Source organism: Arthrobacter sp. Soc17.1.1.1 (assembly GCF_036867195.1).
GTDB lineage: Bacteria > Actinomycetota > Actinomycetes > Actinomycetales > Micrococcaceae > Arthrobacter_D.
Genome location: NZ_JBAJII010000001.1, coordinates 3643936 through 3670494, shown reverse-complemented (window position 1 = coordinate 3670494; position 26559 = coordinate 3643936). Strand labels below are relative to the sequence as shown.

Genomic DNA, 26559 nt, shown 5'->3' with positions numbered 1-26559 from the left:
GGTTCGGGTTCGGTCTGGGAGGGAGGGCGTCCGGGGGTCAGAGGTCCTGGCGGCGCAGGGTGAGTGCCGAGGCTGCCACCGCGATCGCTGCCAGGGCGGCGAGCGCCCCGAGGGCCGTGCCGGGTGCCACGGCCGCGCCGGACCCGACGGCTGCCTGGGACAGGGACACCGGCAGGAGCTGCACCCAGACGGGCACGGTCCCCGTGGCGAGCTGCACGATCGACATGAGCACCGGTTCGAGCACCAGGGCGCCGAGCATCACGAGCACGGCGGCGAGCTGGTTGCGCAGGATCAGCCCGACGGCCAGCCCGACGAGGGTCAGGAGCGTGACGGCGAGTACTCCGCGGCCGAGGAGGCCGAGGACCTGCGGCAAGGAGGCGGTGAACGGCGTACTCCGGCTGAGGAGGGTGACGCCGAGGGTCAGGAGGGCCACCGCGGCCAGGAGCACCCCCGTCACCGCGCCGGTGGCGGCCGCTGCGCCGGCCTTCGCGAGGACGATGCGGGACCTCCTCGGCTCGGCCAGTGCCGCCCCCGTGATACCCCCGTACCGGAAGTCACCGGTTCCGGCCAGGACGCCGAGCAGGACGACGGCGACGATCACGGCGCCGATCGACCCCGTGCCCATCGATGCTCCGAACGGATTCAGGGCGGCCAGCTGGTTCTCCGCCAACCCCATGTCGATGACCGGCAGTTCCGCCGTGACGTCCGCTCCGGCTGCTCCGTCCTCGCGCAGGGCCGGGAGCAGGAGGGTGAAGGCGAGTTGCGTCAGGATCAGCCCCAGCGCTGCGATGAGGATCGCAACCCTGGTCGAGGTGGTGGTGGTCAGTTTCAGGATCTCAGCGCGCAGCATGGGGAGCCCTTTCGTCCGTGCCGGTCAGGGAGAGGTAGTACTGCTCGAGGTCGCCTCCGGAGCTCGCGAGGGCCTCGTCGAGGGAGAGGGCGGAGCGGACCCGCCCGCCCGCGATGATCACGACGTCGTCGGCGATCCGGGCGACGTCGGAGAGCATGTGCGAGGACAACAGGACGCTGCCGCCGCCGTCCGCGAAGGTGCGCAGGTACTGCTTCAGCCAGTGGATACCGGCGGGGTCGAGACCGTTGGCGGGTTCGTCGAGCACCAGGATCCGCGGCTCGCCGAGGAGTGCGGTGGCGATCGCCACCCGCTGGCGCATGCCGAGGGAGTAGTCGCGGATCCTGCGTCCGGCGTCGGCCGCCAGGCCCACGGTCTCGAGCACCTCGTCCACGCGCCGGGCGGCGAACCGGCCCTGGGCCGCGCCGATGCGCAGGTGCTCGCGGGCTGTCCGGCCCGGGTGGAGGCCGCCGGCATCCAGCACGGCACCGATCTGCCGGAGGGGATCGGCCAGCGCACGGTAGGGCTTGCCGAGGACGAGCGCCTCGCCCGAGTCGGCGGCGACGAGGCCCAGGAGCATGCGGATGCTCGTCGTCTTGCCGGCGCCGTTCGGGCCGAGCAGGCCGACGACACGTCCGGCGCCGACGGTGAAGGTGACGTCCTCGACGCGCCGGACCCCGTGGAACGACTTCCGGAGGTGCCGCACGGCGAGGGGTGGGGGAGTGGGATTGTCCATGCCTCAAGCCTGTCCGTGGAGAGCTTCCGGCGCCCCGGCCGCAGGGACAGTCCCGACTGTCCGGACGGACAGTCCGTTGCGTGACACCCAGCTATGGACATCTGGGATATCCGATAGGTAAGGTATCCATATGCGGATGGCCCAGCTCAGCGAAGCGAGTTCCATCCCCGTCGCGACGATCAAGCTCTACCTCCGGGAAGGGCTTCTCTCCCCGGGGACGCGGACCAGTCCCAATCAGGCGCAGTACGGCCTGAACCACCTCCGGCGCCTGAAGCTGATCCAGGCGCTCGTCAAGCTCGGTCGACTGAGCCTCGCCGCGGCAGGCGACGTCCTCGACGCCATCGACTCCGACCGCCCGCTCATCGAGACCTTCGGTGTCGCGCAGCGTGCCGCCACCCGGGTGGCAGACCCGGCCGCGATCCGGGATACGGAGCTGGAGCGGGTCGACTCGCTCCTCGAGGACTGGCATGTCGACCCGGACGGCTGTGGACGTTACGACGCCGCCGCCGCACTCACCGCCCTCAAGGACTCCGGCCTGAACGCCACGGAGGACTGGTACCGGCGGTACGCCGACGCGGCGCTCGCCGTCGCGGAGGCGGATCTCGACCTGGTGGACGCCCAGGAGGGGCGGAGCGCGAAAGCCGAGACGGTCGTCGTCGGCACCGTGCTCGGAGACGCCCTGTTCGCCGGCCTCCGCCGTGCGGCCCAGCAGCACGTCTCGTACACCCGGTACGCCGGAGGCGGCGCGGGCTCCCCGCCCAACCGCTGAAGTCCCGAGGAGGACTCATGCAGCACACCGTGAACCCCGCCCGCCCGCCCCTGGCCGCCGTGGCCTGGCACAGACCGCTCCTGCTCCTGGCCGCCCTGATGGCCCTCACCGGTCTCGTGAGCCTGGGAGGCCTCGTCGTCGACCCCCGCGAGATCGTGGGCGCGCCCGCATGGGCCAAGCCCCTGAAGTTCTCGATCTCGTTCTTCCTCTACGCCCTGACGCTGTCCTGGCTGATCGGGCAGGTGCGCTCGAAGGTGCGCCTGGCCTGGTGGCTGGGGACCCTGGCGGCCGCGGCCGTCCTCGTCGAGATGGTCGTCATCGTCGGCGCCGTCCTGGCCGACACCACGAGCCACTTCAACGTCACCACCCCACTGAGCGCGGCGCTGTGGCGCGTCATGGCATTCTCGATCGTCGTCCTCTGGCTGGCCTCGCTGATCGTGGGCGTCCTCCTGTTCCGGGTCAGGGGCGCCGACCCGGCGCGCTCCACCGCCGTGCGGGCCGGTGTGGTCATCGGCCTGGCCGGCATGGCCCTCGGGTTCCTGATGACCGCCCCGACGGCGACCCAGCTGGAGAACTGGCAGGGCGTCTCCGGGGCGCACACGGTCGGGGCGGCCGATGGCGGTGCCGGCCTGCTCCTCCTCGGCTGGAGCACCGTGGCGGGCGATCTCCGTGTGCCCCACTTCGTCGGCATGCACGCCCTGCAGCTGCTGCCGATCAGCGCCGTCCTGCTCGAGCTGGCGGCACGTCGTGTGTCCGCCCTGAAGGATCCCTCGGTGCGGCGGGGGGTCGTCCGGGTGCTCGCCGCGTTCTACACCGCCGTCGTCGCGCTCCTCACCCTGCAGGCCCTCGCCGGGCAGTCCGTGGTGGATCCGAGCCCGGACGTGGTGCTGGGTGCCTGCGGCCTGCTGCTCCTGGCGGCCCTGTCGATCGCGGTGATCCTGGCGCGGGGACGGGACCGGGGCCCCGGTCCGCTCGAGCCCGCCGTCGTGCCGGTGGCCGGCGGTGCGGCATGACCGCCCGCACCCGGCAGCCGCTGCCGGCCACCACCCTCGCCGCGGTCATGGCCTATGCGGTGCTGTCCGTCGCCGGACTGGTCGGCACCTGGTACTTCAACCTCGCGTACCGGGGCACCGACGGCACCTACCTCGAGGCGTGGTTCGCCAACCCGGCGAGCTCCTCGGCGGCCGTGGACGTCGTCGTGGCCGCGCTCGTGGCCTGCATCTTCTACGGCGTCGAGGGGCGCCGGCTCGGGTGGCGCCGGCGATGGCTGCTGTTCATCCCGCTCACCTTCGCGGTGGCCCTCGCCTTCGCGCTGCCGCTGTTCCTCATGCTGCGGGAGCTGCAGCTCGCCCGCGAGGCACCGGACGGACAGCCCGCGCCGACCGGGAGGACGGGCCATGGGATCCGTCGATGACGCACTCGCCGCCCTGCAGGATCCGGACCGGGCGTGCCTCCAGCGGATCATCGCCGGTGCACGCGCCGTCTGCCCGGATGCGGTGGACGGGGTGAGCTACGGCCTCCCGGCCCTCCTCCTGCAGGGGCAGCCGCTGATCGGCGTCGCCGCCGCCGCCCACCATCTCGCGCTCTACCCGTTCTCGCCCGCCGTGCTCGACGCCGTCGCGGCGGCGCTCGAGGGTTTCCCCCGGTCCAGGGGCACCGTCCGCTTCACGGCGGCCAGGCCCCTGCCCGATCACCTGGTCCGCGAGATCGTCCGCCTCCGGAGCCTCGAGATCGCAGGGCGGTAGCGGACGCTACCTGGCTGCGGTCCCCGCCCATCACGGTTCGGCGCCCATTCGCGCCGGGGCGTGGCGGCGGCGCGAGGAGGGGCCGATCATGGGTGCATGACATGGCTGGCCCGACCCGTCGCCGCAGCGCTCACGACGTTCACCGCGCTCCTGCTCGCCGCGTGCGCGACGCCGGGGAATCCCGCGGGGACGGGCGGGGACGGGCCCGGCGCGCCGGACCCCGCGGCCCTGGCCGATCACCTCGCCCCGGCGGCGGACGGCGAGGTCATCGGCCAGGGCACCGTGCTGCAGGGCGGCGACGCGCCTCCTGCCTTCTGCCTCGGCGGCGTCATGGAATCCTACCCACCCCAGTGCAGCGGTCCGCCGATCATGAACTGGGACTGGGACCTGGCCGGCGGGTTCGATTCCGCGTCCGGTGTCACCTGGGGCGCCTACGCGGTGACCGGGACCTGGGACGGCGCCACCTTCACGAGGACGGGGGTGCCCATCCCGCTCTCGCTCTACGACGCCATGCCCTTCGACGACCCGCTCGCCGGGAGGCAGGGCCTCACCGCCCCGCACGAGCTCGAGCGCATCCAGCAGGAGGTCTTCTCGGGCCGGAAGGGCCATGTGCTCACGGCCGGGACGGACCGCGGCTTCGTCGTCGTCACCGTCGTGTACGACGACGGCACGTTCCAGGCACGGATGGACGCGGAGTACGGCGCCGATGTCGTCGTCGTGCTGTCCGCGCTGCGGGCCTACGGTTGATCGGAGGGACCCGCCCCGGGGCGGGACGCGCGACGAAGGGACCGCACGGTGCAGATCATCCTCTGTGACTCCGAGGAGCAGGTGGGACGGCGGGCCGCCGACCTGATCGAGGCCCGCGTGCGGCAGGGCCCGGCCGTCCTCGGACTCGCCACCGGCGGCTCGCCGGCAGCCACCTACGCCGAGCTCATCCGGAGGCACCGGGAGGAGGGCCTCGGCTTCGGCGCTGTCACAGCCTTCACCCTCGACGAGTACGCAGGCCTCCCCGCCCATCACCCGCAGTCGTACCACTCGACCATCCGCCGCGAGTTCACCGACCACGTGGACCTCCCGCCGCGTCGGCTGCACACGCCCCACGGGGACGCGGAGGACCTCGCGGCGGAGGCGGTCCGGTACGACGCGTCCATCGAGCAGGCCGGCGGTATCGACGTGCAGCTCCTCGGCCTGGGAGCCAACGGGCATATCGGGTTCAACGAGCCGACGTCGTCGCTCCGTTCCCGCACCCGCGTCAAGACCCTGTCGGGTGCCACGCGCGCGGCGAACTCCCGCTTCTTCGAGGGTGACGGCGAGGAGGTGCCGAAACTCTGCCTGACGCAGGGCCTCGGCACCATCTGCGAGTCCCGGCAGGCGGTGCTCGTGGCGCTCGGTGAGGCGAAGGCGTCCGCCGTGCAGGCCATGGTCGAGGGGCCGGTCAGCGCCTTCTGCCCGGGATCGGTGCTGCAGCTGCATCCGCGGGCCGCCGTCGTGCTGGACCCGGCGGCGGCAGGCCGGCTGACCCTGCTGGAGTACTACCGCGAGGCCCAGGCACTGCAGGACGACCTGCAGTGAGGGCCCTTCCCGACCACCGGAGTGCCTCGAGCGGCATCACGGTGTAGTCGCGCCCGAGCCCGTCACGAGCTCGAAGCGCCCCCGCGGCGCGGTGCAGGTGCTGATCAGCTTCTTGACGTCGGGCTTCATCGGCGGTCTCCCTCGCGTCCGCTGCCGATGATTCCAGAACTCCCGCGTCGTCAGACGAGTGGCAGCAGGATGACAGACGTGAGGATCGGCGTGAGGATCGGACGATGACGGATGACTGGCACGCGGTGCACCAGGAGCGGCGGGCGCTCGCCGAGGACCTCGAGGGGTTGACGGACCGGCAGTGGGCCACCCCGTCCTTGTGCGGGGGATGGGACGTGCACGATGTCGTGGCGCACCTGGCCGGTTCCGCGGCGACCACCCGGAGGGGTTTCTGGATCTCGCTCCTGCGGTCCCGCTTCGACTTCGATCGGGCGAACGCGCGGGAGGTGGTGGCGTATCGGGCGGGCACGCCCGCCGGGACGCTGGAGCGGTTCCGGGCGACGATCACCAGCACGGCGACGCCGCCCGGCCCCTTCGTCACACGCCTCCTCGAGATCGTCGTCCACGGCGAGGACATCCGGCAGCCCCTCGGCCTGCCGCGCCCACCCCTGCCGCCCGGCGTGCAGGGTGCGCTGGAGTACCTGGCGCGGGATGCGCTCTCGGGTGGCAGGAGGCGCCTGGCGGGCCTGGAACTCGTGGCCACCGATACCGGGGCCAGGGTCGGGTCGGGCGAGCGGGTGGAAGGACCCGCGCTCTGCCTGCTGGTCGCGGGCTCCGGACGACCCGCGGGCCTGCAGGGGCTCAGCGGGCCGGGCGTTCCGCTCCTCGCGGCGCGACTGGGCGTCCCGGTCGGCTGAGCGCCGCCGTCACGCCTGCCCGATCACCACGGTCGCACCGATGTCCGTGCGGCTCGCCGACCAGGCCCGGAAGCCGGCGCCGGCGAGCAGGCGGACGCTGTCCTCCGCCTGGTCCTCGCCCACCTCGAACAGCAGGTGCCCGCCCGGTGCCAGCCACCCGTGGGCCTGCCCCGCGACCCGCCGCTGCAGCTCCAGACCGTCCTCCCCGCCGTCGAGGCTGGCCAGGGGTTCGTGCTCCCTCGCCTCGGGCGGCAGGGTGCCCAGGCGCGACGACGGCACGTAGGGCGTGTTGCAGAGCAGCGTCGTCACCCTGCCGCGCAGGGCGGCGGGTAGCGGCTCGAACAGGTCCCCCACGTAGAGCTCCGCGTCCAGGGCGGCGAGATTGCGGCGGGCGAGCTCGACGGCGGCGCCCGAGACGTCCGAGGCGTGGAGCTCCACGTGCCCCACCTCGTGGGCGAGCGCAGCACCGAGGGCCCCGCACCCGCAGCAGAGGTCGAGGACCGTGGCACCCGCCGGCGTCAGGCCTGCGGCGCAGCCGACAAGGAAGGCGGACCGCTGGCGGGGTACGAAGACCCCCGGCCCCACCGCCAGGCGCAGCCCGCAGAAGTCCACCCAGCCCAGCACGTGCTCGAGGGGGAAGCCCGCCACCCGCCGGTCGACCATCGCGGCGAGGGCCTCGGCGGTCGCACCGGTCCCCGCCAGCAGCCGGGCCTCGTCCTCCGCGAAAACACATCCGGCAGCACGCAGCCGCGCCGTCAGCTCCGCCTCGGCGGGGCGGAGGAGCGCGGCGGTGGAGGGCGTGTGGTGCGGCATGGAACGGCCCTTCGTCGAAGGCGGCCTGGCAGCACGAGGATACCCGCGATGCCCGCCGTCCACGGCGCTCCTCAGCTCCCCGGCCCGGGTGTCCGGGACTGGGATAGCCTGACGGGATGGAACGCGTCGCCGTGATCTCGGACCTGCACGGGAACGTCACCGCCTTCACCGCGGTGCTGGAGGACCTCCGGCGCCGCGGCATCTCCACCGTCTACAACCTGGGCGACGTCGCGGGCAAGGGGCCGCGCGGCTCCGAGTGCGTCCGCCTGAGCCGCCTGCACTGTGCCGTCACGGTGCGCGGCAACTGGGACGATTTCCTGCCCAGCGAGACACCCGAGTGGCGTGACGGCGCCGGGTGGTGGTGGCACAACGAGCTCACCCCGGAGGACCGCCGCTGGCTGCAGATGCTCCCGCTGTCCCACGACATCGCGCTGAGCGGGCGGCGCATCCGTATGTTCCACGCCTCGGCGAAGAGCGTCTACCACCGCGTGCATGCCCGGCACACCGACGGCGAGTTCGACGAGATGTTCGCGGCCACGGAGCTCACGGGGGACGGGCCCGCACCGGATGTGGTCTGCTACGGCGACATCCACGACGCCTTCGTCTCCACCTACCGGAGCAGGACGCTCGTGAACGTGGGCAGCGTGGGCAACCCGCTCGATGAACCGCAGGCCTCGTACGTGATCCTGGAGGGCGAGCCCGACGGCGGCCGATCGGATCCTTTCGGCATCCAGTTCGTGCGGGTCGCGTACGACGTCGAGGCGGAGATCGCCGTCGCGGCGGAACTCGGGATGCCGGCCCTCGAGGCCTATTCGATCGAACTGCGGACGGCCGTCTACCGGGGGCAGCACGCGCGGCTGGGACTGCTCCATCCCGCCCAGGCCTGAGCGGGCGGTCGGGAGCCGGCTGCTTGACTCCCGACCGACGCCCCATGTCCGTGCAAGCACATCGATGTAGTCAACGTCAGTCCGCGGACAGGTCCGGGCCATTTGCTGCGTACACCCAGTGTGCGCCGCAGCCGTCACCGGGAGCGGCCGGTGTGCGCGGATCGCGCACCTTGACAGTTTCGCTCGCCGCGGCGGGAGAAGCCCGGACTATTGGGTAATATGCTCTAGGTCGTTTAGCAGCAGGCGGCTCTCACCTTCTCCTCGCAGCATCGCGCGTGCCCGCCGGGAGTGGATGCAAAGGTACATCGGTTGGTACATCACGTGAGCGACGGCGGTCAGCCCGTCCCGGCCCTGCTGCAGGACATGGTCCTCGACAGCGAGGACGTCGAGCAGTTCCTGACGAAGCTGGTCACCATGGCCGGGCACACCCTGTCCGCGGAGGACGACGAGGTGCTGTGCGGCATCACCCTCCTGCGCGACCGGAGCAAGATCACCGTCGCCAGCAACAGCCCCGACGCCCAGAAGATGGACGAGGTCCAGTACGCGTACAACGACGGCCCGTGCCTGCGTGCCGCGCGCCTGGGGATCGTCCACTACGTCAGCGACTTCGACACCGAGGAACGCTTCCCCGAGTACAGCAGGGCCATCGCGAGCCACGGCATGAAGTCGGCGCTCGGGGTCCCCATCCCCCTCGAGGGCGAGGCGAAGGCGGCGCTCAACTTCTACTCGCCGCTGGCCGGCGCCTTCACGGAACAGGCCATCGAGGCGGCGCAGCTGTTCGCCGAGGAGGTCGGGGCCTCGCTCCGGCTCGCCGTGCGGATCGCCGGCCTGACCCAGGCCCGGGCGGACATGCGGGCCGCCATGGAGAGCCGGACCACCATCGACCTCGCCGCCGGCGTGATCATGGGGCAGAACCGCTGCTCCCAGGACACCGCCATGTCGATGCTCAAGGCGGCATCCAGCGCCAGGAACATCAAGCTCCGCGACGTCGCGGCCTCGGTGCTGGAGTCGCTCGGCCAGGGGCCGGCGAAGACGCACTTCGACTAGCGGGAGGGGCCACGTCAGCCCCGGGCGGCGGGCCGGTCGCTGAGCTCCACGTCCACCGTCCGCGTGTCCGAACCGCGCCGCACCTCGACGGCGACGGTCTCGCCCGGGTCGCGCTGGCGCAGCGCCGCCAGGAGGTCCTCGGGTGCGGACAGCTCGTCGTCGCCGATGCTCGTGATGATGTCACCCGGCCGGATCCCGGCGTCGTCCGCCGGTCCGCCCTGCGACACGGACAGCACCACGACGCCCGTGGTGTCCTGCAGGTTCAGCTGCTCGGCGATCTGCGGGGTGATGGCCGCCGGCGCCAGGCCCATGAACGCGTGCTCGGCCGTGCCGTCCTCGCGCAGCTCCTCGGCCACCTCCGTGGCGGTCGGGGCGGGGATCGCGAACCCGAGGGCCACGGCCCCCTGCGCGGGCGGGATGTAGGCCTCGCTGATGCCGATGATCTCGCCGCGCCCGTTCACGACGGCGCCGCCCGAGTTGCCCGGGCTGATGGCCGCGTCCGTCTGGATGAGGTCCACGAGCGACTGGCTGGAGGACGCCGACCCCGGGATCTCCCGGTGCAGACCGGAGATGATGCCCGACGTCGCCGTGTTCTCGAACCCGAGCGGTGAGCCGATGACGACGGCGAGCTCGCCGATGCGCGGCAGGCCGGACTGGAAGGTCGCGGCGGGCAGGTTCGTGCGGTCGGCGCGCACGAGCGCCAGGTCGGAGACGGAGTCCGCCGCCTCCACAGTCCCTGACACGCGCTGCCCGTCGGCGAACGCGACCTCGACGTCCTCGTTGCCGCGGATCACGTGCTCGTTGGTGAGGATGAGGCCGTCCTCGGTGTAGATGACGCCGCTGCCGAGCCCCTCCTCGGTGAAGATGGTGACCACGGACGGCTGGACGGCCTCGACGATGTCGGGGATGCTCATGTCGCCCTCCCCGCTGGCGGACCCGGAGGACCCGGAGGACCCGGAGGACGGAGCGTCCGACGCCCCGTTCCCGTCCTGCACCTGCGCGGGCGCGCTCGTCGCGGTGTCGGTGGCGCCGTCGGCCGTGCAGCCGGTGACCAGGAGCAGGAGCGCGACGCCGGTGATGGCGGCGGGCGACGACGGGGTGCGGGTGCGGAACATGACTCGGTCCTCCTGGGATGGGCTGGGGCCCGGACGGCGACGCGACCGACGGCCGCTGGGGTCGCCGGCCATTACCGACTCTAGGAAGGTGCCGGCCCGGGTGACAAGCAGCAGTCGGGCGCTCCGGGGGACTGGACAGGCGCTGCGCGGCCACCGGCATCCGGATCGGCACGCGGTCCTGCGATCACTGAACACAGCGGTCACGACGATGAGGCGGACTGTGCTTTCACACCGGAGAAGTCGGTAGACGGGGTGGAGGGCCGGGAGGGCCGGCCCTCCCTCGTCAGAAGGTCAGCACCAAGCGGCCGCGGACGCCTCCGGCTTCCAGGCGGCGGTGCGCTTCGGGTGCCTCCTCCGCGGGCAGCGTGTCGGCCATCCGTGGCGTGAGGATGCCTTCCTCCACAGCTTGCCGCAGTCCGTCGAGTTTCGCGGCGGAGTGATACTCGTCGAACACCCATACCGCTTCGAAACGGATGTCCCGGGCAGGTTCTCCCTTCCAGCCCCGTACGGAGACGAAGACGCCTCCGTCGCGTACGGCCGGCACGACGTCCTCGTGCAGCAGTGCGGTGTCGGCGACCGCGTGGACACCGTCCGGGAAGATCTCCCTGATGCGGTCTGCGAGGCCGTCGCCGCGGTCGAGGACGTAGTCGGCTCCGAGGCCCTGGACCAGGTCGCGGTCCTTCGGTGCCGCGTCCGCCACCACGATCAGGCCCTGCTGCTTGGCGAGCTCGATGGTGTAGTTGCCCAGTGTCCCGGCTGCACCCGTGACAGCGATGACCTGTCCGGCGTGCAGCGCGGCGAGTTCGAGGATCTGTACGGCGGTCAGACCATTCATGGGAAGAGTGGCGGCTTCCTCGAGCGTGGTGCCGGCCGGGATGCGCGCGATCGAATCATCGGGTGCCACGAGGTATTCGGCGTAGGCTCCGCCGTGCTGCCCCAGGGGTAGTGCGATGGCCATGACCTTGTCACCCACGTTCCAGGTACTGCCCTCGCCCACCTCGTCGATGACACCGGCCGCGTCCATTCCCGGCATGTAGGGCGGCTCGGACTGGCTCATGTCGTAGGCGCCCGTGCGGACGTTCGTGTCCGTCGGGCTGACGGCAGCAGCCCTGACCCTGATCCGCACTTCCTGCTGACCGGGATGTGGTTCGGGGAGGTCCTGAACGGTCAGGACCTCGGGACCGCCGAACTCTGTGACTCCGATTGCTTTCATGACGAACTGACTCCGTAATCTCGTGTTCAGTGCTGCTGGGCCTCGAACGCCCTCGTGTGCGGCAGCCCGTCGTCGTGCGATGACGTGCACAGCGCACGGTGGCTGATGGAGACCTTCGACGATTCCAGAACGGGGATGCGGGCCGCGGCATTCCGGTGGCCCCTGGAAGGGGCGCGGACCCTCCTCAGCTGTCCGGGAGGGATTCGCCCCGGGGCGGATGGTTGCGGTGATCGGCGAGGATGATGCGTCGGGCGAGGATCGATCCGACGAACGAGATCAGTGCGAGGGTGAGCAGCAACAGGGCGGGGCCCGTGGACGAACCGTCGGTCAGGGTGAGGATCCAGGCGGCCAGCGCCGGCATGAAGCCTGCGATGACGCCCGCGATGTTGGCCGAGAGGGCGATTCCCGAATAGCGCAGGCGCACCGGGAACAGCTGGGTCAGTGTGGTGCCCAGGGCGGCGTAGGAGATCGATCCGAGCCCCAGGGCGAGGAACATCGCGGCACTGATGGCGACCGACTGACGTGAGTCGACGAGCCAGAAGATCGGGAAGGCCGTCACCACGCTCACCGCATACCCGATGATGAGCATCTTCGAGGGGGTGAAGCGGTCCGAAAGCCTTCCGACGACAAGCGTGATGACGATCTGGGCGACGGCACCCCATGAGATCGATGTCAGGATCACCGTGGCGTCGAGGTCGAGGGTGCCGGTCACGTAGCTGATCATGAACGTGGTGAGCAGGAAGAAACCGGCGTTGTTCATCAGGTAGGCGCTGATGCCGACGACCAGTCGCACCGGGGCTTCGGAGATCAGTCGCAGGAACGGTACTCTCTCCTTCCTGCCCGCGGCAGATTCGGCAGCCTGGTAGTCGACGGTCTCGTCCACGCGCAGGCGCAGCCATACTCCGACGGCCACCAGCACGATCGAGATGAGGTAGGGGATACGCCACCCCCACTCGAGGAAGTGCGTACCGGTCAGACCGACGACCCCCGCCACGATCAGGGTGGACAGCAGTGTCCCGGTGGGAGAGCCGAGCTGGACCACGGCACCGTAGAAACCCCGCTTGTGCGCCGGAGCGGACTCGACCGCCATCAGCATCGCTCCGCCCCATTCGCCCCCGGCAGCGATCCCCTGGACGAATCGCAGGATCGTGAGCAGGACGGGAGCGATGATGCCGGCGGTCTGGAAGGTCGGGAGCACACCGATCAGCGTGGATGCCACCCCCATCAGGACGATGGTGGTGACGAGGATGCCCTTGCGACCCAGACGGTCGCCGAAGTGACCGAAGACCAGGGCGCCGAGGGGACGGCCGATGAAGCCGACGCCGAACGCGAGGAACGACTGAAGTGTCTGAAGGGCCGGGTCGTCCCCACCGAAGAACAGGGGTGCGAAGACGATCGACGCTGTCGTGCCGAAGAGGAAGAAGTCGTACCACTCCAGCGACGTGCCGACGTAGGAGCTGACGACAGCCCTGCGCGCACGCCGCTGATCCACCGCGTCGGAATCCACGGGTGCAGCGTCGTCGCCCTTCCCTTGCCGGTAGGAGGCAGAGCGCCGATCACCGACGGTGGGCGGCTGGTGAGGTGTAGCGATGCTGATCACTCCTGGGTTCTCGCGCGGCAGTGGATGGCGATGACCGGATACGGCAACCGCCCAGAGCGACCCTATGATCCTGCCGAGCTGAAGAGCCAGCATCATGCGGTGGGAGCGCGGAGCCCTTGCGGAGGCCCGGTGTCCGCTATACCGGCTCCCCCGTTGCCGCCTTTCCCGATCAGTGATCGGCCGCGTCAGCGGTACGGGCGGCAGTACTGCAGTCCGGGACGGCTGCACGAATAACGTCATGGGGTCGTGACGTAATGCTGCTAAGGTTTGCCTTACCTGCTGCTCCGGGCGTGATTCGATCGGTAGCTGTCCGGTACCTGATCAGTTGATTCCTTCGGAAGGACCTCATGCTTCGCGCCCCCAGACTTCTCGCCCTCGCCGCAGCGGTGACCATGACCGCCGCGCTCGGAGCATGTTCAACTGCGGCCGATGAACCGGGGACGGGGACATCGAGCGATGCCGGCGCGGAGTCCATCACGATCGAGCATGCGTTCGGCACCACGACCCTCCCGGAGAAGCCCGAGCGCGTGGCCACCGTCGCGTGGGCCAACCAGGAGGTGCCGCTGGCCCTGGGCGTAGTGCCTGTCGGCATGGCGGCTGCCAACTTCGGCGATGACGACGGCGACGGGATCCTCCCCTGGGTGTCCGAGAAGCTCGAGGAGCTCGGTGGCGAGACGCCGGTCCTGTTCGACGAGACCGACGGCATCGACTTCGAGGCGGTGGCCGATACCGACCCGGACGTAATCCTCGCGGCCTACTCGGGTCTGACACAGGAGGACTACGACACGCTCAGTGAGATCGCCCCCGTCGTCGCCTTCCCGGAGACCGCCTGGGGCACCCCCTGGCGCGAGATGATCGAACTCAACAGCGAAGGAATGGGCATGGCCGAGGAGGGCCGGCAGCTCATCGCCGACCTCGACGCCGAGATCAGCGACGCGGCCGCGAAGTTCCCGACCATCGCCGGCAAGAAGACCATGTTCATGACGCACGTGGACCCGACCGACCTCAGCGAGGTCAGCTACTACACCACGCATGACACGCGGGCCATGTTCTTCCAGGACCTGGGCCTTGCAACTCCCGAGAGTGTCGCCACTGCGTCAGCCGAGACAGATCTGTTCTCCGGCACCATCAGCACTGAGCAGGCGGACGTCCTCGACGACGTCGACATCATCGTCACCTACGGCGACGACGAGCTCGTCTCCACCCTCGAAGCGGATCCGCTGCTCTCCCAGATCCCGGCGGTCGCCAACAAGGCGATCGTCAATCTGCCGAGCACCACGCCCGTCGGTACCGCCGCGAACCCCACGCCCCTGTCGATCTCCTACGTCCTCGAGGACTACCTCACGATGATCTCGGAAGCCGCAGACAGGTCGTAGTGGCTCCTTCCGCTCCCCAAGCCGTTGCAGGCCCCGCACCCGTGCGGGGCCTGCAACGGCTTCGGCTGTTCTGGGTCGTCCTGTTCCTCGCCGCCCTGGTCGGCGTCATGGCCGCGTCGGTGTCCATCGGGTCGAGGGACGTGGCGGTGTCGGACATTCTGGCCGCTTTCGGCGGGTCGGTCGACGGCTTCAACGAGGCGGCGGTCGCCAAGAGGATCCCACGCACACTGCTGGCCGTGCTTGCCGGAGCGGCGCTCGGCCTCTCCGGTGCGGTGATGCAGGGCGTCACCCGGAACCCCCTTGCGGATCCGGGGATTCTCGGCGTGAATACCGGGGCCTCTCTCGCAGTGGTCACGGCGATCGCCACGGTGGGACTCAGCTCGGCGACGGGCTATATCTGGGTGGCAATCGCCGGCGCCACGATGACTGCGGTGTTCGTCTACGTGGTGGGGTCGCTCGGCCGCGGCGGGGCGACGCCGTTGAAGCTCGCGCTGGCGGGCGCGGCCACCTCCGCGGCGCTGACATCGCTCATCAGTGCTGTCGTCCTGCCCCGCGGGGATATCTCCGGCAGCGTGCGGTCCTGGCTGATCGGGGGAGTGGGAGGCGGGACCTTTTCGAGTATCGGCCAGGTTGTGCCGTTCCTGGCGGTCGGGTTGGTGGTCAGCCTCCTCTCGGCGCGATCGCTGAACTCTCTTGCGCTGGGCGACGAACTGGCCGCCGGACTGGGGGAGCGGGTCGCCGTCGCGCGCGGTGCGGCTGCGCTCGGGGCAGTCCTCCTCTGCGGTGCCGTGACCGCCGTGACCGGTCCCATCGGTTTCGTGGGGCTCGTGGTCCCGCATGCATGTCGCCTGCTGATCGGTGTCGACCACCGCTGGCTGCTGCCCCTGTCCACGATTCTCGGCGCCATCCTCCTCACCTCCACCGACGTGCTCGGGCGGATCGTGGCGCGCCCGGAAGAGATCGACGTCGGCATCATCACGGCACTGGTCGGGGCGCCCTTCTTCATCTACATCGTCCGACGCCAGAAGGTGCGCGAACTATGACGACACTGCAGGCACCCCTACGCGTGGGAATCTCGGGCGCCGAGATAGCAGCGGGGCGGCGCCGGCGCACGCGACGGAGGAGCCTCGTCGTCAGCGTGCTCGCCGTGCTGATCGTCGTCGCTTTCGCGGTGTCACTGTCGCTCGGGCAGACCAACTACGCACCCAGGGACGTCCTGGGGGTCATCCTCGGGCAGGACATCGACGGTGCGAGCTTCACGGTCGGACGGCTCCGGCTCCCGAGGGCGACTCTCGCGGTGATCGCCGGACTCTGCTTCGGCATAGGCGGCGTGACCTTCCAGACGATGCTGCGGAACCCGCTGGCGAGCCCGGACATCATCGGGATCAGCGCAGGAGCCAGCGCTGCCGCGGCCTTCGCGATCATCACACTCGGGCTCGGCGCCACGCAGGTATCGGTGTTCGCCATCGTGGCCGGTCTCGCGATCGCGCTGCTGGTCTACGCGCTCTCCTTCAAGGGCGGTGTGGTGGGCACCAGGCTGATCCTGATCGGCATCGGGATCGCGGCGATGCTCGACAGCGTCACCGCCTACGTACTCAGCAGAGCGGCGCAATGGGATCTCCAGGAGGCGTCGCGATGGCTCACGGGCAGCCTGAACGGCGCCCGGTGGTCAGAGGTGATTCCCGTGGCGATCGCCCTGGGAATCCTCGGACCCGTGCTCCTCACGCAGGCCCGGAACCTGTCCACCTCCCAGCTGGGCGACGACGCCGCCGCAGCTCTCGGGGTGCGCGTCGAACGCACACGGGTCATCGTCATCATCGCCGCCGTCGGCCTCATCGCCTTCGCCACCGCGGCCGCCGGCCCCATCGCCTTCGTCGCCTTCCTCTCGGGACCGATCGCCGCCCGGATAGTCGGTCCGGGGGGATCCCTGCTGATCCCGTCCGCGCTGGTCGGGAGCCTGCTCGTCGTGACCGCCGACTTCCTCGGACAATATGCATTCGACGTCCGCTACCCGGTGGGCGTCATCACGGGAGTCCTCGGGGCGCCCTATCTCGTCTATCTGATCGTGCGGACGAACCGCTCGGGAGGCTCACTGTGACCACCGCTCACACACTGCACGTCGAGGACCTGACGGTCGGGTACGGCAATCGGACCGTCGTGGAGCACCTCGACCTGCACGTCCCCATGGGCGGCATATCAGTGATCGTCGGCGCCAACGCGTGCGGCAAGTCCACGCTGCTACGGTCCATGTCCAGACTCCTTGCGCCGAAGAGCGGGCAGGTCGTGCTCGACGGACGCGCAGTGCACCACATGCCGGCCAAAGAACTCGCCCGTACCCTGGGCCTCCTGCCGCAGTCTCCCACGGCGCCCGAGGGGATCACTGTCGCCGATCTTGTCGGCAGAGGCCGGCACCCGCATCAGGGCATGTTCTCCAGGTGGACCCCGGCTGACGACCAAGCGGTTGCCGACGCCCTGACCGCTACCGACACCGCGGACCTCGCCGACCGGCCGGTCGACGAACTGTCCGGCGGTCAGCGCCAGCGGGTCTGGATCGCCATGGCCCTGGCACAGCAGACCGACGTGCTGCTCCTCGACGAACCGACCACCTTCCTCGACGTCACTCACCAGCTCGAGGTGCTCGACCTCCTCACGGACCTCAACCGGTCCCGCGGTACCACGATCGTCATCGTGCTGCACGACCTGAACCTCGCAGCCCGGTACGCGGACCATCTCATCGCCCTGCAGGACGGCCGCATCCATGCCCTCGGATCACCCGCGGACGTGCTGACCGAGGAGACCATCCGAAGCGTGTTCGGGCTCGAGTGCAGGGTGATCATCGACCCCACATCGGGCAAGCCCCTCATGCTGCCCCTCGGACGGCACCACACCACCGCAGCATGACTGCGCACCGGTGGCGAAGGATCAGCAGCTTCTGAAGCAGCCCGAACACAGAAGCATGGATGTGCCTGGTCCTCATGAGGGCTGGTTGCGTCGGCTTCCACCACGTCAGGAATCCGGGAGCGTGGGACGCCCCGGAGAACACGGCGCCGTAAGCGGACCCACGGCGCCGACCAACTTGTGAGCGGTCCGGCTAGATGGGTCTGCCGGCTGCGTGGTCCACCGCCTCGGACGCCGTTCCCCTCTCCCTGCTTGCGTGCAGCAAGCCGGCGAGCACCACGGCCCCCGAGACAGGGGGTTGATCCATTACTACCGTCACGGCGTGCGGCTGGGAGGTCGCCAGTAGCGCGCGAACCTCGGCAGCGAACGTGGGTTGCGACGCGATGACGGAACCCCCGAGGACAATCTGGTCCGAGGCGGCGCCACGATCAGCGACGGAGTTCACGAGGTCACCAAGAGAACGGGCGGCTGCACTGATCACTCGTTGAGCAACGGGTGATCCTGTCGCGGCGGCACTGAACACGGCAGGTGCGAGGAGTGCCCATTGTTCGGGCCGGTCGAGCATGAGCTTCATGCTGACTTCACCGATGCGGCCCACTCCCGCTGCGGTCGTCAGTGCGGACTCCAGAATGTGGTCCCGGTCCCCACGATCCAAGGCGATGAGGGTCGCCCGTACTGCTTCTCGTACCAGGCCTGTTGCGCCACCGTCGTCACCTACCAGCCACCCCCATCCGCCGGCGGAGATTCCGTTCCCCTCGGAGGTGGTGCCGACCGCGATGGAACCCGTCCCGGAGATGACTCCGATGGCCGTGGGGTAACCGGCCGCATAGGAAAGCAGGTGTGCGTCGTTGACGACGCGGACCGGGAACGGAACCAGTTCGGCAATAGCCTCCTGCAGAGCGTCGCATTGCTCCTGGGTATCGCAGCCGTGGGCGCCGACAGCGAGGGCAGCTGTATCGCTGCCGACGTGTCGGTCGACCAGGTCCATGATGACGACAGCTTTCGCCGGGAAGCTGCTGCCTCTCCACGAGGTGGTCGGTACCGTCAGGTCGGTCAGAAGGGTTCCGGAACCGACATCGGCGGCTCGCACCGCTGTCTTCGAGCCGCCGACGTCGATTCCTACAATTACGGGTGTCACAACGTCCCGTCGATGACCTGCCGGACGCTGTCCACCTTGGTGTCATACCGCGTGAAGGCCCGGTCTTCGATGTTGCGCCCAAAGGCGTCAGCGGTGTGCTGAACGAGGCGTTGCATCAGTGCTACTTCCAGGACGGAGCGTTGCACCGCACCGAGGTGCGGGATGCGGATGATTGTCGCCGATGCCGCCACATCGTCGTCGGTGATGAGCAGGATCGGAACCTGCTTCTCCGAGAGCTGGTCTGCCAGCAGGCCTTCTCTCGCGCGGCCGATCAGGACGTGAGCAGTCGCTGGCCCCGCGCAGTCCATCGGCCCGTGCAGGTATGACCTGGTATCCATGGCCATCGACGGAACGAACGGACCCTCGCGGAACAAAAGCGCTCCCTGCTCGGCCGAGGTCAGGTTCGGGGCTGCGGCAACCACATCCACCGTTCCGCGGGCGGCGATCTCCGCGGCAAAACGCCGAAGGACATCATCGTTGTCCGCCATGACCCGCTCGGTCAGCGGCCCGATCTCGTCCCATCCGGCGTCGGTCGTGCCGGTCGTGATCCACTCCGTCAGCAGGCCCAGGGCGGCAACGGTTGCCGTGAAACCGATCGAGGACATGCGGCTGTCGAGCAGATCGCCGACGCTCAGCACTGTCCCGGCTTCACTGGCAAGGGGTGACTCGGAGTTGTTCACGACGGCCATCCGGCGTTCCTTCGGAACGGTCAGCAAGGCCTGGATGGTTTCCCTACTGCGTCCACCCTGCGATATCCCGACATAGATGTCGGACAGGGAAGGACCGTGGTCCGGAACGTCGGCACACGCCGAACGAAACGCGGGAATGCCGGCCTCGCGCAGGAAATACACCGGGGTTGCTGCCGCCGCGTAGCTTGCTCCGATGCCGACGAAGAGCAGGCTCTTTTCCTTCAGCGAGTCGGCTGCGCCCGTAGCCAGCCAATCCCGCACCTGCCGAACCGACTCTGTCAGGCCTGCCGACTGCGCCGCGATGCCCTCGTCGAAGTTGAGCCATGGTCGCGTGGTTGTCACGTGGGATCCTCTCGTCTGGGAACTATTAGTTAACCAGATAACCTTACTAAAGTGCGTCCGTCAAGCTTCGCCAGAGATTGGAAGGTAGGTTGATGAAAAGAAACCATAGGAGGTCTGATGACCGATTCACCCAATGACATAGACCTCACTGACACCGAGCGCAGTGTGTTCTCGGTCGTTCATGCCAAGGGAGAGTGCACGCGGCCCGATATCAGTGCATCCCTGGACGTCTCCAAGCCGACCGTGAGCATTGCCGTCAGCTCGTTGGAGGCGGCCGGCCTCATAGCTCCCGTTCGCGCCCGACAGGGTTCGCTGGGCCGTTCTGCAACCGTGTATGCCGTGGCCCCGACGGCAGGCTGGCTACTGGGCCTTGATATCGGTTCTACCCGCGTGAAGTTACTTGCCCGAGGGTTGGATGGCAGGGAACTGAAGAGCCAGAGCGCCGACCTTGATGGGTCGTCCGAGACGCGCAACAGCGAGCTCCTGGATCTGGTGAACACGCTCGTGGCCGCAACGGTCCGCGAGTTGACTGCAGTCGCCGGGCCCCTGCGTGCAGTCGGAGTCGCCCTACCCCGGATCATTCCTCAGTACCTGACAGAGGTTCAAGGCAGTGGGACCGCGAGCAGGCCCGCACTGGCTGAGATCCTCACCGCCCTCGCCCTGGATGATGGCGTCCCTGTCCTACTGGAGAACAACGTCAATTGCGCCGCTCTTGCCGAAATGGAGCTGGGCAGCGCTCAGGATGTCGATGACTTCGCGTTTCTTCAGGTCGGGGTGCGGATCGGTTCGGGCATCGTCGCAGACCGCAGGGTCGTTCGCGGAGCACGCGGGGGAGCGGGAGAGATTTCGGCTCTTCCCACCGGGTGGCCCGCACACCCGGGAACCACCGACCGTTTCGCACTCGAGCAATACCTCGGCGCGGACCAGTTTCTTGACCGGTGGGTCTCAACATGGGACAGCCAGTACGGTCCGGCGCCGGCTACCGTGGCCGACCTGTTCAGCTATGCAGCAGAAGGTGTTCCTTCTGCAGTTGCTGCCCTGGACCAGCATTCACGCGACATCGGCCAGCTGGCGCTTGCCCTGACGGCCGTCCTTGATCCGGCCCTCATCGTTCTGGGAGGCGGGGTGGGGCAGAACCCTCACCTCCTGCAGGGAGTGCGCTCCGCGGTGCAGGAGGTCAAACCCGAGGTGCAGGTCAGTGCAGGGTCTCTGGGGGCAGATGCGACAGTCCAGGGGGCGGTCGTGCTCACCCTCGATCATGCTCTTTCCAGGCTGCTGGGATCCAACTACAAACGACGCCTCGATGACCGGACAACCGTGATCTTCGGCCAGCGCGAAGCTTCACTTCAATAGTCACAGCAGGAGCGCAGCCGAGAACCGTGGACCAGGGCTTGCGAGCCGGGAGGAGGCGGTGGTGGAAAAGGGCCGACAGCATGGCCCTGAGAGCGACGTAGCCAGGCGAGTTCATCGCGCACCCCGAACAGTCGCCGCTGAGGTCGACGTGCATGAGGTTTCGTGACGTGCAGGCTGGGGCCCAGGAACGCCGATGACGGAATCCCGGCCATTGCAGCCGATCCCGCCCGGTAGCGACAGGGTGTGGTCGGTAGGGGAGCGAAAAGCCTTCGATCGAGGCGGACGCAGTCACGGAGAGCCCACGCGGCGCCGCCCGGACATGGGCGGCGCCGCGGTTCTTCGTTGTGTCAGCGATCGTCTCTACTTCTCACCAGTCCGTCCGATTCGTGGGAGGACAGCGGGAGAGCGCAGCGCGGATCCGGGCCTACCCCTTCACTCCCGACATCGCCACTCCCTTGATCACGTGGCGCTGGAAGATTATGTAGACCAACAGCGGGGGGATCATGGCGATCAGCATGGCCGCGAAACGGACGCGTGGGTCCACGTAGAAGTTCGGGTTGAACATGTTCGCGATTGCGACGCTCAGCGCTTGCACTTCCTGGCCTGTGACCAACGAGGGCCATAGGAACGCGCCCCACACACTGAGTGCGAGCAGGACCGTGGCGGTGATAAGACCGTTCCTGAGCATCGGGACGACGATCAGGAAGAAGATGCGGAAGTGACCGGCGCCGTCGACCTGGGCGGCTTCGATGAAGGACCGCGGTAGGTCTTCCATGAACTGCATCAGGATGAAGACTGACAGCGGGGACACCATGAGCGGTAGGGCTACGCCCATGTAGGAGTCGGCCAGCCCCATGTTGAAAACCTGCCGGTACAGCGGCACGACGTACAGGACAAGCGGGAGCATCATCGAGCCCATGAGGGTGGCGAAGAGCAGCTTCTTACCCGGGAAATCGAAGAAGGTGAACTCGTAGGCAGCGAGGGAGCTGGTGATGGCCATTCCCGCGATCGCGATGAGCGTGAAGACGAAGGTGTCGCGCAGGGTAGAGCCCAGGTCGAGCGCAGTGAACGCTTCGACGACCTTCGACCACCCATTTCCGAGATCGTCCGGCACGAGCGCGGTGCTCATATTCGTGGAGTCCGCAGAGAAAGTGGCGCTGAAGATCATCCACAGCGGATACAGACTGGCCAGGAGCCAGATGAGCGCGAGGACAGCCATGAAGGTGACGCCTGCGCGTGGGTTCCTGCTGCCAACAACACGTGATCGCATGATCAGACCTTCTTCCGGCGCAGCTTGAACATGATGAAGGTCACGGCGATGATGATCACCATGAGGATGACGCCCTCGGCAGCTGCTCGGCCCAGGGCGGATTCACCGCCGGCACGTACGTTGCGCACCATCTCCATCACCGGGAACAGCATCACTTGATTAGGGCCGCCTACCGAGTTGGGGTCCGATCCGCTGGTGAGGATCTGTGGGATGTCATAGACCTGCAGCGCACTGATCAGTGAGTAGGTGATGACGAAGAAGATGATGGGTTCCATCATGGGGATGGTGATGCGCATCATCTTTTGGAAGACGTTGGCGCCGTCGAGGTCGGCGGCCTCATAGAGGTCCTCCGAGATCTCCTGCATGCCAGTGCTGAAAATGACGAAGTTGAATCCTACGGAGTGCCAGATGTCGATGAAGATGATCATGGCGATCGCCCATCCGGCGGTGTTGAGCCAGTTCACGTCGACCCCGATGCCCAACTTCGCGAGGTTTGCTGCGACCAGTCCGTTGTCCGAGTTCATCAGCCATAGCCAGATGCCCACGCACAGGAACAAAGGAATCGCAGTGGGAACGAAGAATCCGCTACGCAGAAAGGACTGGAACCGTCTGGGCAGGTTGTGAACGATCAGTGCCAGGCCCAGCGAGACACCAAGGCCGATGGCAACAGTGATGGGCACATAGACGGCCAGGTTGAGAAGAGACTTGAGGAACCGTGTGGACCCCAACCCTTCACCGCTGAGGATGTACTGGTAGTTCTCGAGGCCGACGAAGTGGATGGTGCTCCGACTTGATACGGACCAGTCCGTGAAGCTCATGGCCAGGCCGTAGACCATGGGGGCCCCGACGAAGACGATGAGGAGGGCGAAGAAGGGAGCAAGTCCGATGTAGATCGGAAGGCTCCGGATAAGGCGGGTCTTCAAGGGGAGACGACGATGAGGTGCCGGCGTGCTGCGGCTCTGTTGCACCGCCCGCTCCACTGTCGGCTTTAGCTCCGTACTCACGAGAGCACCTTTCTGTGTTGCAGTCGTGGAACCTGTGCCCGGAGGCCTCCCGGGCACAGGCCCTGTCGGGGTTATTCGCCGGATTCGGCGTAGAGGCCGTTGATGCCCTCGACGAACTGCTCTGCGGTCTGCTTGGGAGTGAGCGCGCCGGCGCCGAGCTCTGCCACCGCGTCCGTCATGGCGGTGGGCCAGAACACGCTTGAGTGCATGAAGTCCATCTGCGGCATTCCACCCTTGAGGCCCTCGGAGGAGACTTCAGCCATCGCTGAGGAGTCGACAACAGCCGGGTCGTCCATCACGTCCTGGCGCAGGGTCGGTCGTCCGGTCGCCAGGGTCCACGCTTTCTGGGCATCGTAGGAACCGAGTTTCTTCAGCCAGTCCGCAACGAGCTCGTTGCGGGTGTCGTCCTCGCTTTGAACGCCGTAGAAGAAGTCCCAGCCCTGGAGACCGCCGGTCCTGCCGCCCTCCTCGAACGGGGGCGTGAGCACGAAGTCGTACTCGGCGCCGCTTTCCTTGATGGCTGGTTCGCTCCAGGGGCCGCCGATCATGTAGCCAAGCTCGTCCGACTTGAAGGCTTCCATCGTGCTGTCCGCCTTATAGATCATCGATTGGTTGCCGTACTTGTTGATCGCTTCGACGCTTTCGAAGGTGCGCTCGAGTTCTTCGGGATCGATCGTCGTCTTCCCGTCCTCGACACCAACGGTGATGTTGTCAGCGTCGGCAGCCATGATCGCTCCTGGGGCGAAGTAGTCGTCCTTCGTCCAGGAGTGCGTCGCCGACACCCCGGATGCCTGCACCTTCGCGAGTTGTTCGAGGAACACCTGTTGGGTCGGAATACCCTCTGCGGGATCGACGCCGGCATTCTTGAGCACGGTGAGGTTCCGGTAGATGACAGGGGTGTAGCTGATGAAGGGTACCGCCCAGATGCCGTCGTCCTCGGATACGGCGTCGAGAGCCTTCGGGTAGAAGCCTTCCGAGTACTCCTCATCGAAGGTGGGCTTCAGATCGAGGAGTCCCACAGCGTCCCGATACTTCTTGCCGTCGCGGGCACTGGCGCTGAAAGCGTCGGGGAGGCCCACGCCGGACATCAAGCCTGAGAGAAGATCTGCGTCGTTCTTCGGAACCAACGTGACGCTACCCACGTTGTCATGCTCCTGCTTGAACTCATCCACGAACTTGTTCATGAGCTCACCGGCTTCACCCTGGGTGAAGTCCGAATACACCCAGAAGGTGAGATCCTGCTTGGCGTCAGGATCCGATGCCTGGCTAGAACCGCATCCGGTCAGAAGTCCAGCTGCGACGGCTACGGCCGCCACTGTGCTGAGTACTTTTTTCATCAAAGCTCCTTACTATCCCCGCTGCGGTCTCAGTTCACGGCTTCCGGGTCTTGAACGTGAGGTGGTCGGATCGAATGCACATGCTGTGACGACGATCACGAGCCTCCCCGTTGATAGTTAACCAGATAACCTTACTAATTGGTCCGGGTCAACCCGTTCGCGTAAACAGTAGGTAAAAGGGGTGATCGAGACGCCACGGGCGCCGAGCAGCCTCAGGATCGAGATCGAGGTCAGCCGATCGTTCCGCTGAACTGCAGGCGGATCCGACGCACGTCGCTTCTCAATCCGGTTGCCGGGCCCGATGACACACCTACCCCCGTTGATAGGCCGGAACGAGCGCCCTGGCGGGTGTCGGGCCACAAGGGTGCTCCCGCGTCCAGCGAGATGTCGCCTCAGGATCTTCCCGGTAGCACCACGATGAGCGGTAGCCGGAACGCCACTTCCTAGGCGCCGGCTGCCTCGCGCGCCACGTGGATGGCGTCCCGGGTCGTGGTGCGGATGCGGTAGAGGCTGGAGCTGGCCGCGATGTAGAGGGTGCGGCCGTCGTCGCCGCCGAAGCACAGGTTGCCGATCTTCTCCGGCACCGCGATCCGCAGGATCCGCTCACCGGAGGGCGCGAAGACCTGGACGGCATCCAGGCTCGAGCTCCACACGTTGCCGTGCTCGTCGACGCGGATCCCGTCCGGCAACCCGGGAGAGACCTCGGTGAAGACCCTGCCGTTCTTCGCGTGCCGGCCTCCATGGACGTCGTAGGCATGGATCGCGTGCCCCACCGGCCGGTCCGGGTCCACCTCGCCGCGCGGTGGGGAGGCTGAAGAGTCCGTGACGTAGAGGGTTCTCTCATCCGGGGAGAACGCGAGCCCGTTGGGGACTTCGACATCCAGCACGGCGGGCACGATCGAGCCGTTGCCCGGATCGAAACGGAACACGTACCGGTCCCCGTACTCCTCCTCGCCGGCGTGCCCCTCTTCGGGCCGCATGATCCCGTAGGACGGATCGCTGAACCAGATGGTGCCGTCGGACTTCACCACGACGTCGTTCGGTGAGTTCAGCCGTACGTCGCCGAACCGATCGACCAGCGTGCGCGGCACCGGGCCCTCGCCCGGCCGTACGGCGGTGTCGCGCTGGAGGGCGCGGCGGCCGTGGGAGCACTCGACGACGTTCCCGTCGAGGTCGAGGGTACGTCCGTTGGTGAACTCCGCATCGTCGTCGAAGACCGTCAGGTTCCCCGTCTCCTCGCTGAATTCCATGATCCGGTTCGTATGGATGTCGCTGAAGCGGACGCAGCGGCGCTGCGGCAGCCACACCGGTCCTTCCGCCCAGACGGCGCCGGTGGCGACCCGCTGAAGCGTGGAGCCGTGCTCGAGAAGAGGTGATGACGTCATGTGTACTCCCTGAGAGGTCGGTGTCGGCGGGAGCCAGAGACGTGAATCGCCCTTCCTCCCGACCCCTGGATGCGCCTGCTCGCCTGCTTGCCGGTGTCGGAGTGCTGCCCGCGCCCCGTACGGTCCCTGGTGCTGTCGCAGGTGCCGAGGGCGGCGAGCCCGGCAGGGCGGCGTCAGGGGCGCCCGTCCCCTCCCCGGTCCGGCCTGCGGAGGGGGTGCTCGCGCCAGGAGTCCTGCGCGGAGGGCCCGGGATCGTAGCCGGGGCGGAGGAGCGGCTCGTCCGGGTCGTCCTCGGGGTTCCGCGTCCGCGGCGCGCCCCTGCGGTGCGTCAGCCAGTAGCCCCAGCCGATGCAGGCCGCGGCGGCGAGGACGATCACGAGCCCGACGGCGAGCAGCACCGGCGCGTCGGCGGGCACCGGGCGGCCCGAGGAATCAGCGCGCGCGAACTCGGAGACGGCCTGCGGGATGAAGAGGGTGCTGAGGAACAGCAGGACGAGGCCTGCGAGGTACTGCTTGACGCCGGTTCTCATGACTCCCCTGGATGTCCTCGTACGCGG

General features: G+C 68.1%; 27 protein-coding genes. 14 read left to right on the top strand and 13 right to left on the bottom strand.

The window, feature by feature from the left end; genetic code table 11:
* Positions 1 to 37: 37 nt before the first annotated feature.
* Both V6S67_RS17165 and V6S67_RS17160 read right to left on the bottom strand, forming a co-directional pair.
* The gene (locus tag V6S67_RS17165; protein WP_334211391.1) at positions 38 to 850 is read right to left on the bottom strand and encodes a hypothetical protein; all 813 of its coding nucleotides are present in this window, start codon (positions 848 to 850) and stop codon (positions 38 to 40) included.
* Positions 837 to 1583, bottom strand: coding sequence for an ABC transporter ATP-binding protein (locus V6S67_RS17160; protein ID WP_334211390.1), 747 nt, complete (start codon positions 1581 to 1583; stop codon positions 837 to 839). The genes V6S67_RS17165 and V6S67_RS17160 overlap by 14 nt, the downstream gene beginning before the upstream one ends.
* A 136-nt stretch (positions 1584 to 1719) precedes the next feature.
* On the opposite strand from V6S67_RS17160, the gene V6S67_RS17155 reads away from it, so the two are divergent.
* From V6S67_RS17155 to V6S67_RS17125, 7 genes are all read left to right on the top strand, one after another.
* Positions 1720 to 2352, top strand: coding sequence for a MerR family transcriptional regulator (locus V6S67_RS17155; RefSeq protein ID WP_334211389.1), 633 nt, complete (start codon positions 1720 to 1722; stop codon positions 2350 to 2352).
* Positions 2353 to 2369: 17 nt separating this feature from the next.
* Entirely contained in the window at positions 2370 to 3365 is a 996-nt protein-coding gene (locus V6S67_RS17150; protein ID WP_334211388.1) for a hypothetical protein, read from the top strand.
* On the top strand, positions 3362 to 3766 hold the full coding sequence (locus tag V6S67_RS17145; protein WP_334211387.1) for a DUF2834 domain-containing protein: 405 nt from the start codon (positions 3362 to 3364) through the stop codon (positions 3764 to 3766). The genes V6S67_RS17150 and V6S67_RS17145 overlap by 4 nt, the downstream gene beginning before the upstream one ends.
* Positions 3750 to 4097, top strand: coding sequence for an iron chaperone (locus V6S67_RS17140; RefSeq protein WP_334211386.1), 348 nt, complete (start codon positions 3750 to 3752; stop codon positions 4095 to 4097). Before V6S67_RS17145 ends, V6S67_RS17140 begins: the two co-directional genes overlap by 17 nt.
* 96 nt (positions 4098 to 4193) lie before the next feature.
* Positions 4194 to 4844, top strand: a complete 651-nt coding sequence (locus tag V6S67_RS17135) for a hypothetical protein (RefSeq protein ID WP_334211385.1) — start codon at positions 4194 to 4196, stop codon at positions 4842 to 4844.
* A gap of 48 nt (positions 4845 to 4892) precedes the next feature.
* A complete protein-coding gene (nagB, locus tag V6S67_RS17130; RefSeq protein WP_334211384.1) occupies positions 4893 to 5669 on the top strand; it encodes a glucosamine-6-phosphate deaminase in 777 nt (258 codons plus the stop codon).
* A 233-nt stretch (positions 5670 to 5902) separates the two neighbouring features.
* On the top strand, positions 5903 to 6535 hold the full coding sequence (locus V6S67_RS17125; RefSeq protein ID WP_334211383.1) for a maleylpyruvate isomerase family mycothiol-dependent enzyme: 633 nt from the start codon (positions 5903 to 5905) through the stop codon (positions 6533 to 6535).
* A gap of 9 nt (positions 6536 to 6544) precedes the next feature.
* Here the strand turns inward: V6S67_RS17125 and V6S67_RS17120 are convergent, their stop codons facing one another.
* Positions 6545 to 7348 (bottom strand): putative protein N(5)-glutamine methyltransferase, encoded by an 804-nt coding sequence (locus V6S67_RS17120; RefSeq protein ID WP_334211382.1) that lies wholly within the window; start codon positions 7346 to 7348, stop codon positions 6545 to 6547.
* Between the two features lie 116 nt (positions 7349 to 7464).
* Between V6S67_RS17120 and V6S67_RS17115 the strand changes: the two genes are divergently transcribed.
* Together V6S67_RS17115 and V6S67_RS17110 are read left to right on the top strand one after the other, a co-directional pair.
* Positions 7465 to 8235 carry a metallophosphoesterase family protein gene (locus V6S67_RS17115; RefSeq protein ID WP_334211381.1) on the top strand — a complete coding sequence of 257 codons (771 nt, stop codon included), beginning with the start codon at positions 7465 to 7467 and terminating at the stop codon, positions 8233 to 8235.
* A gap of 321 nt (positions 8236 to 8556) precedes the next feature.
* On the top strand, positions 8557 to 9282 hold the full coding sequence (locus tag V6S67_RS17110) for a GAF and ANTAR domain-containing protein (protein WP_334211380.1): 726 nt from the start codon (positions 8557 to 8559) through the stop codon (positions 9280 to 9282).
* Positions 9283 to 9296: 14 nt separating this feature from the next.
* On the opposite strand, the gene V6S67_RS17105 is transcribed toward V6S67_RS17110, so the two are convergent.
* The 3 genes from V6S67_RS17105 to V6S67_RS17095 form a co-directional block, all read right to left on the bottom strand.
* Complete coding sequence (locus tag V6S67_RS17105; protein ID WP_334211379.1) at positions 9297 to 10397, bottom strand: S1C family serine protease; 1101 nt, start codon at positions 10395 to 10397, stop codon at positions 9297 to 9299.
* 283 nt (positions 10398 to 10680) lie between these two features.
* Positions 10681 to 11610, bottom strand: a complete 930-nt coding sequence (locus V6S67_RS17100; RefSeq protein WP_334211378.1) for an NADP-dependent oxidoreductase — start codon at positions 11608 to 11610, stop codon at positions 10681 to 10683.
* Positions 11611 to 11794: 184 nt separating this feature from the next.
* The gene (locus tag V6S67_RS17095) at positions 11795 to 13117 is read right to left on the bottom strand and encodes an MFS transporter (protein WP_334211377.1); all 1323 of its coding nucleotides are present in this window, start codon (positions 13115 to 13117) and stop codon (positions 11795 to 11797) included.
* A gap of 440 nt (positions 13118 to 13557) precedes the next feature.
* On the opposite strand from V6S67_RS17095, the gene V6S67_RS17090 reads away from it, so the two are divergent.
* The 4 genes from V6S67_RS17090 to V6S67_RS17075 are packed head-to-tail and all read left to right on the top strand — an operon-like array spanning position 13558 to position 17487.
* The gene (locus tag V6S67_RS17090; RefSeq protein ID WP_334211376.1) at positions 13558 to 14586 is read left to right on the top strand and encodes an iron-siderophore ABC transporter substrate-binding protein; all 1029 of its coding nucleotides are present in this window, start codon (positions 13558 to 13560) and stop codon (positions 14584 to 14586) included.
* A gap of 41 nt (positions 14587 to 14627) precedes the next feature.
* Positions 14628 to 15629 carry a FecCD family ABC transporter permease gene (locus tag V6S67_RS17085; protein WP_442884833.1) on the top strand — a complete coding sequence of 334 codons (1002 nt, stop codon included), beginning with the start codon at positions 14628 to 14630 and terminating at the stop codon, positions 15627 to 15629.
* On the top strand, positions 15626 to 16684 hold the full coding sequence (locus V6S67_RS17080; RefSeq protein WP_334211375.1) for a FecCD family ABC transporter permease: 1059 nt from the start codon (positions 15626 to 15628) through the stop codon (positions 16682 to 16684). Before V6S67_RS17085 ends, V6S67_RS17080 begins: the two co-directional genes overlap by 4 nt.
* The gene (locus V6S67_RS17075) at positions 16681 to 17487 is read left to right on the top strand and encodes an ABC transporter ATP-binding protein (RefSeq protein ID WP_334211374.1); all 807 of its coding nucleotides are present in this window, start codon (positions 16681 to 16683) and stop codon (positions 17485 to 17487) included. The genes V6S67_RS17080 and V6S67_RS17075 overlap by 4 nt, the downstream gene beginning before the upstream one ends.
* 190 nt (positions 17488 to 17677) lie before the next feature.
* Here the strand turns inward: V6S67_RS17075 and V6S67_RS17070 are convergent, their stop codons facing one another.
* Complete coding sequence (locus V6S67_RS17070; protein WP_334211373.1) at positions 17678 to 18622, bottom strand: N-acetylglucosamine kinase; 945 nt, start codon at positions 18620 to 18622, stop codon at positions 17678 to 17680.
* Positions 18619 to 19653 (bottom strand): SIS domain-containing protein, encoded by a 1035-nt coding sequence (locus V6S67_RS17065; protein ID WP_334211372.1) that lies wholly within the window; start codon positions 19651 to 19653, stop codon positions 18619 to 18621. Before V6S67_RS17065 ends, V6S67_RS17070 begins: the two co-directional genes overlap by 4 nt.
* A 117-nt stretch (positions 19654 to 19770) precedes the next feature.
* Here V6S67_RS17065 and V6S67_RS17060 point away from each other — a divergent pair, with 117 nt between their 5' ends.
* Positions 19771 to 21006, top strand: coding sequence for an ROK family transcriptional regulator (locus tag V6S67_RS17060; protein ID WP_334211371.1), 1236 nt, complete (start codon positions 19771 to 19773; stop codon positions 21004 to 21006).
* Between the two features lie 424 nt (positions 21007 to 21430).
* Here the strand turns inward: V6S67_RS17060 and V6S67_RS17055 are convergent, their stop codons facing one another.
* The 5 genes from V6S67_RS17055 to V6S67_RS17035 form a co-directional block, all read right to left on the bottom strand.
* Positions 21431 to 22276, bottom strand: coding sequence for a carbohydrate ABC transporter permease (locus V6S67_RS17055; RefSeq protein ID WP_334211370.1), 846 nt, complete (start codon positions 22274 to 22276; stop codon positions 21431 to 21433).
* A 2-nt stretch (positions 22277 to 22278) separates the two neighbouring features.
* Positions 22279 to 23112, bottom strand: a complete 834-nt coding sequence (locus tag V6S67_RS17050) for a carbohydrate ABC transporter permease (protein ID WP_334211369.1) — start codon at positions 23110 to 23112, stop codon at positions 22279 to 22281.
* A gap of 239 nt (positions 23113 to 23351) precedes the next feature.
* On the bottom strand, positions 23352 to 24617 hold the full coding sequence (locus V6S67_RS17045) for a sugar ABC transporter substrate-binding protein (protein ID WP_334211368.1): 1266 nt from the start codon (positions 24615 to 24617) through the stop codon (positions 23352 to 23354).
* A 443-nt stretch (positions 24618 to 25060) separates the two neighbouring features.
* Positions 25061 to 26002: an SMP-30/gluconolactonase/LRE family protein gene (locus V6S67_RS17040; protein WP_334211367.1), complete on the bottom strand. Its 942-nt coding sequence runs from the start codon at positions 26000 to 26002 to the stop codon at positions 25061 to 25063.
* 173 nt (positions 26003 to 26175) lie between these two features.
* Positions 26176 to 26532, bottom strand: coding sequence for a hypothetical protein (locus V6S67_RS17035; protein WP_334211366.1), 357 nt, complete (start codon positions 26530 to 26532; stop codon positions 26176 to 26178).
* Positions 26533 to 26559 lie beyond the last annotated feature (27 nt).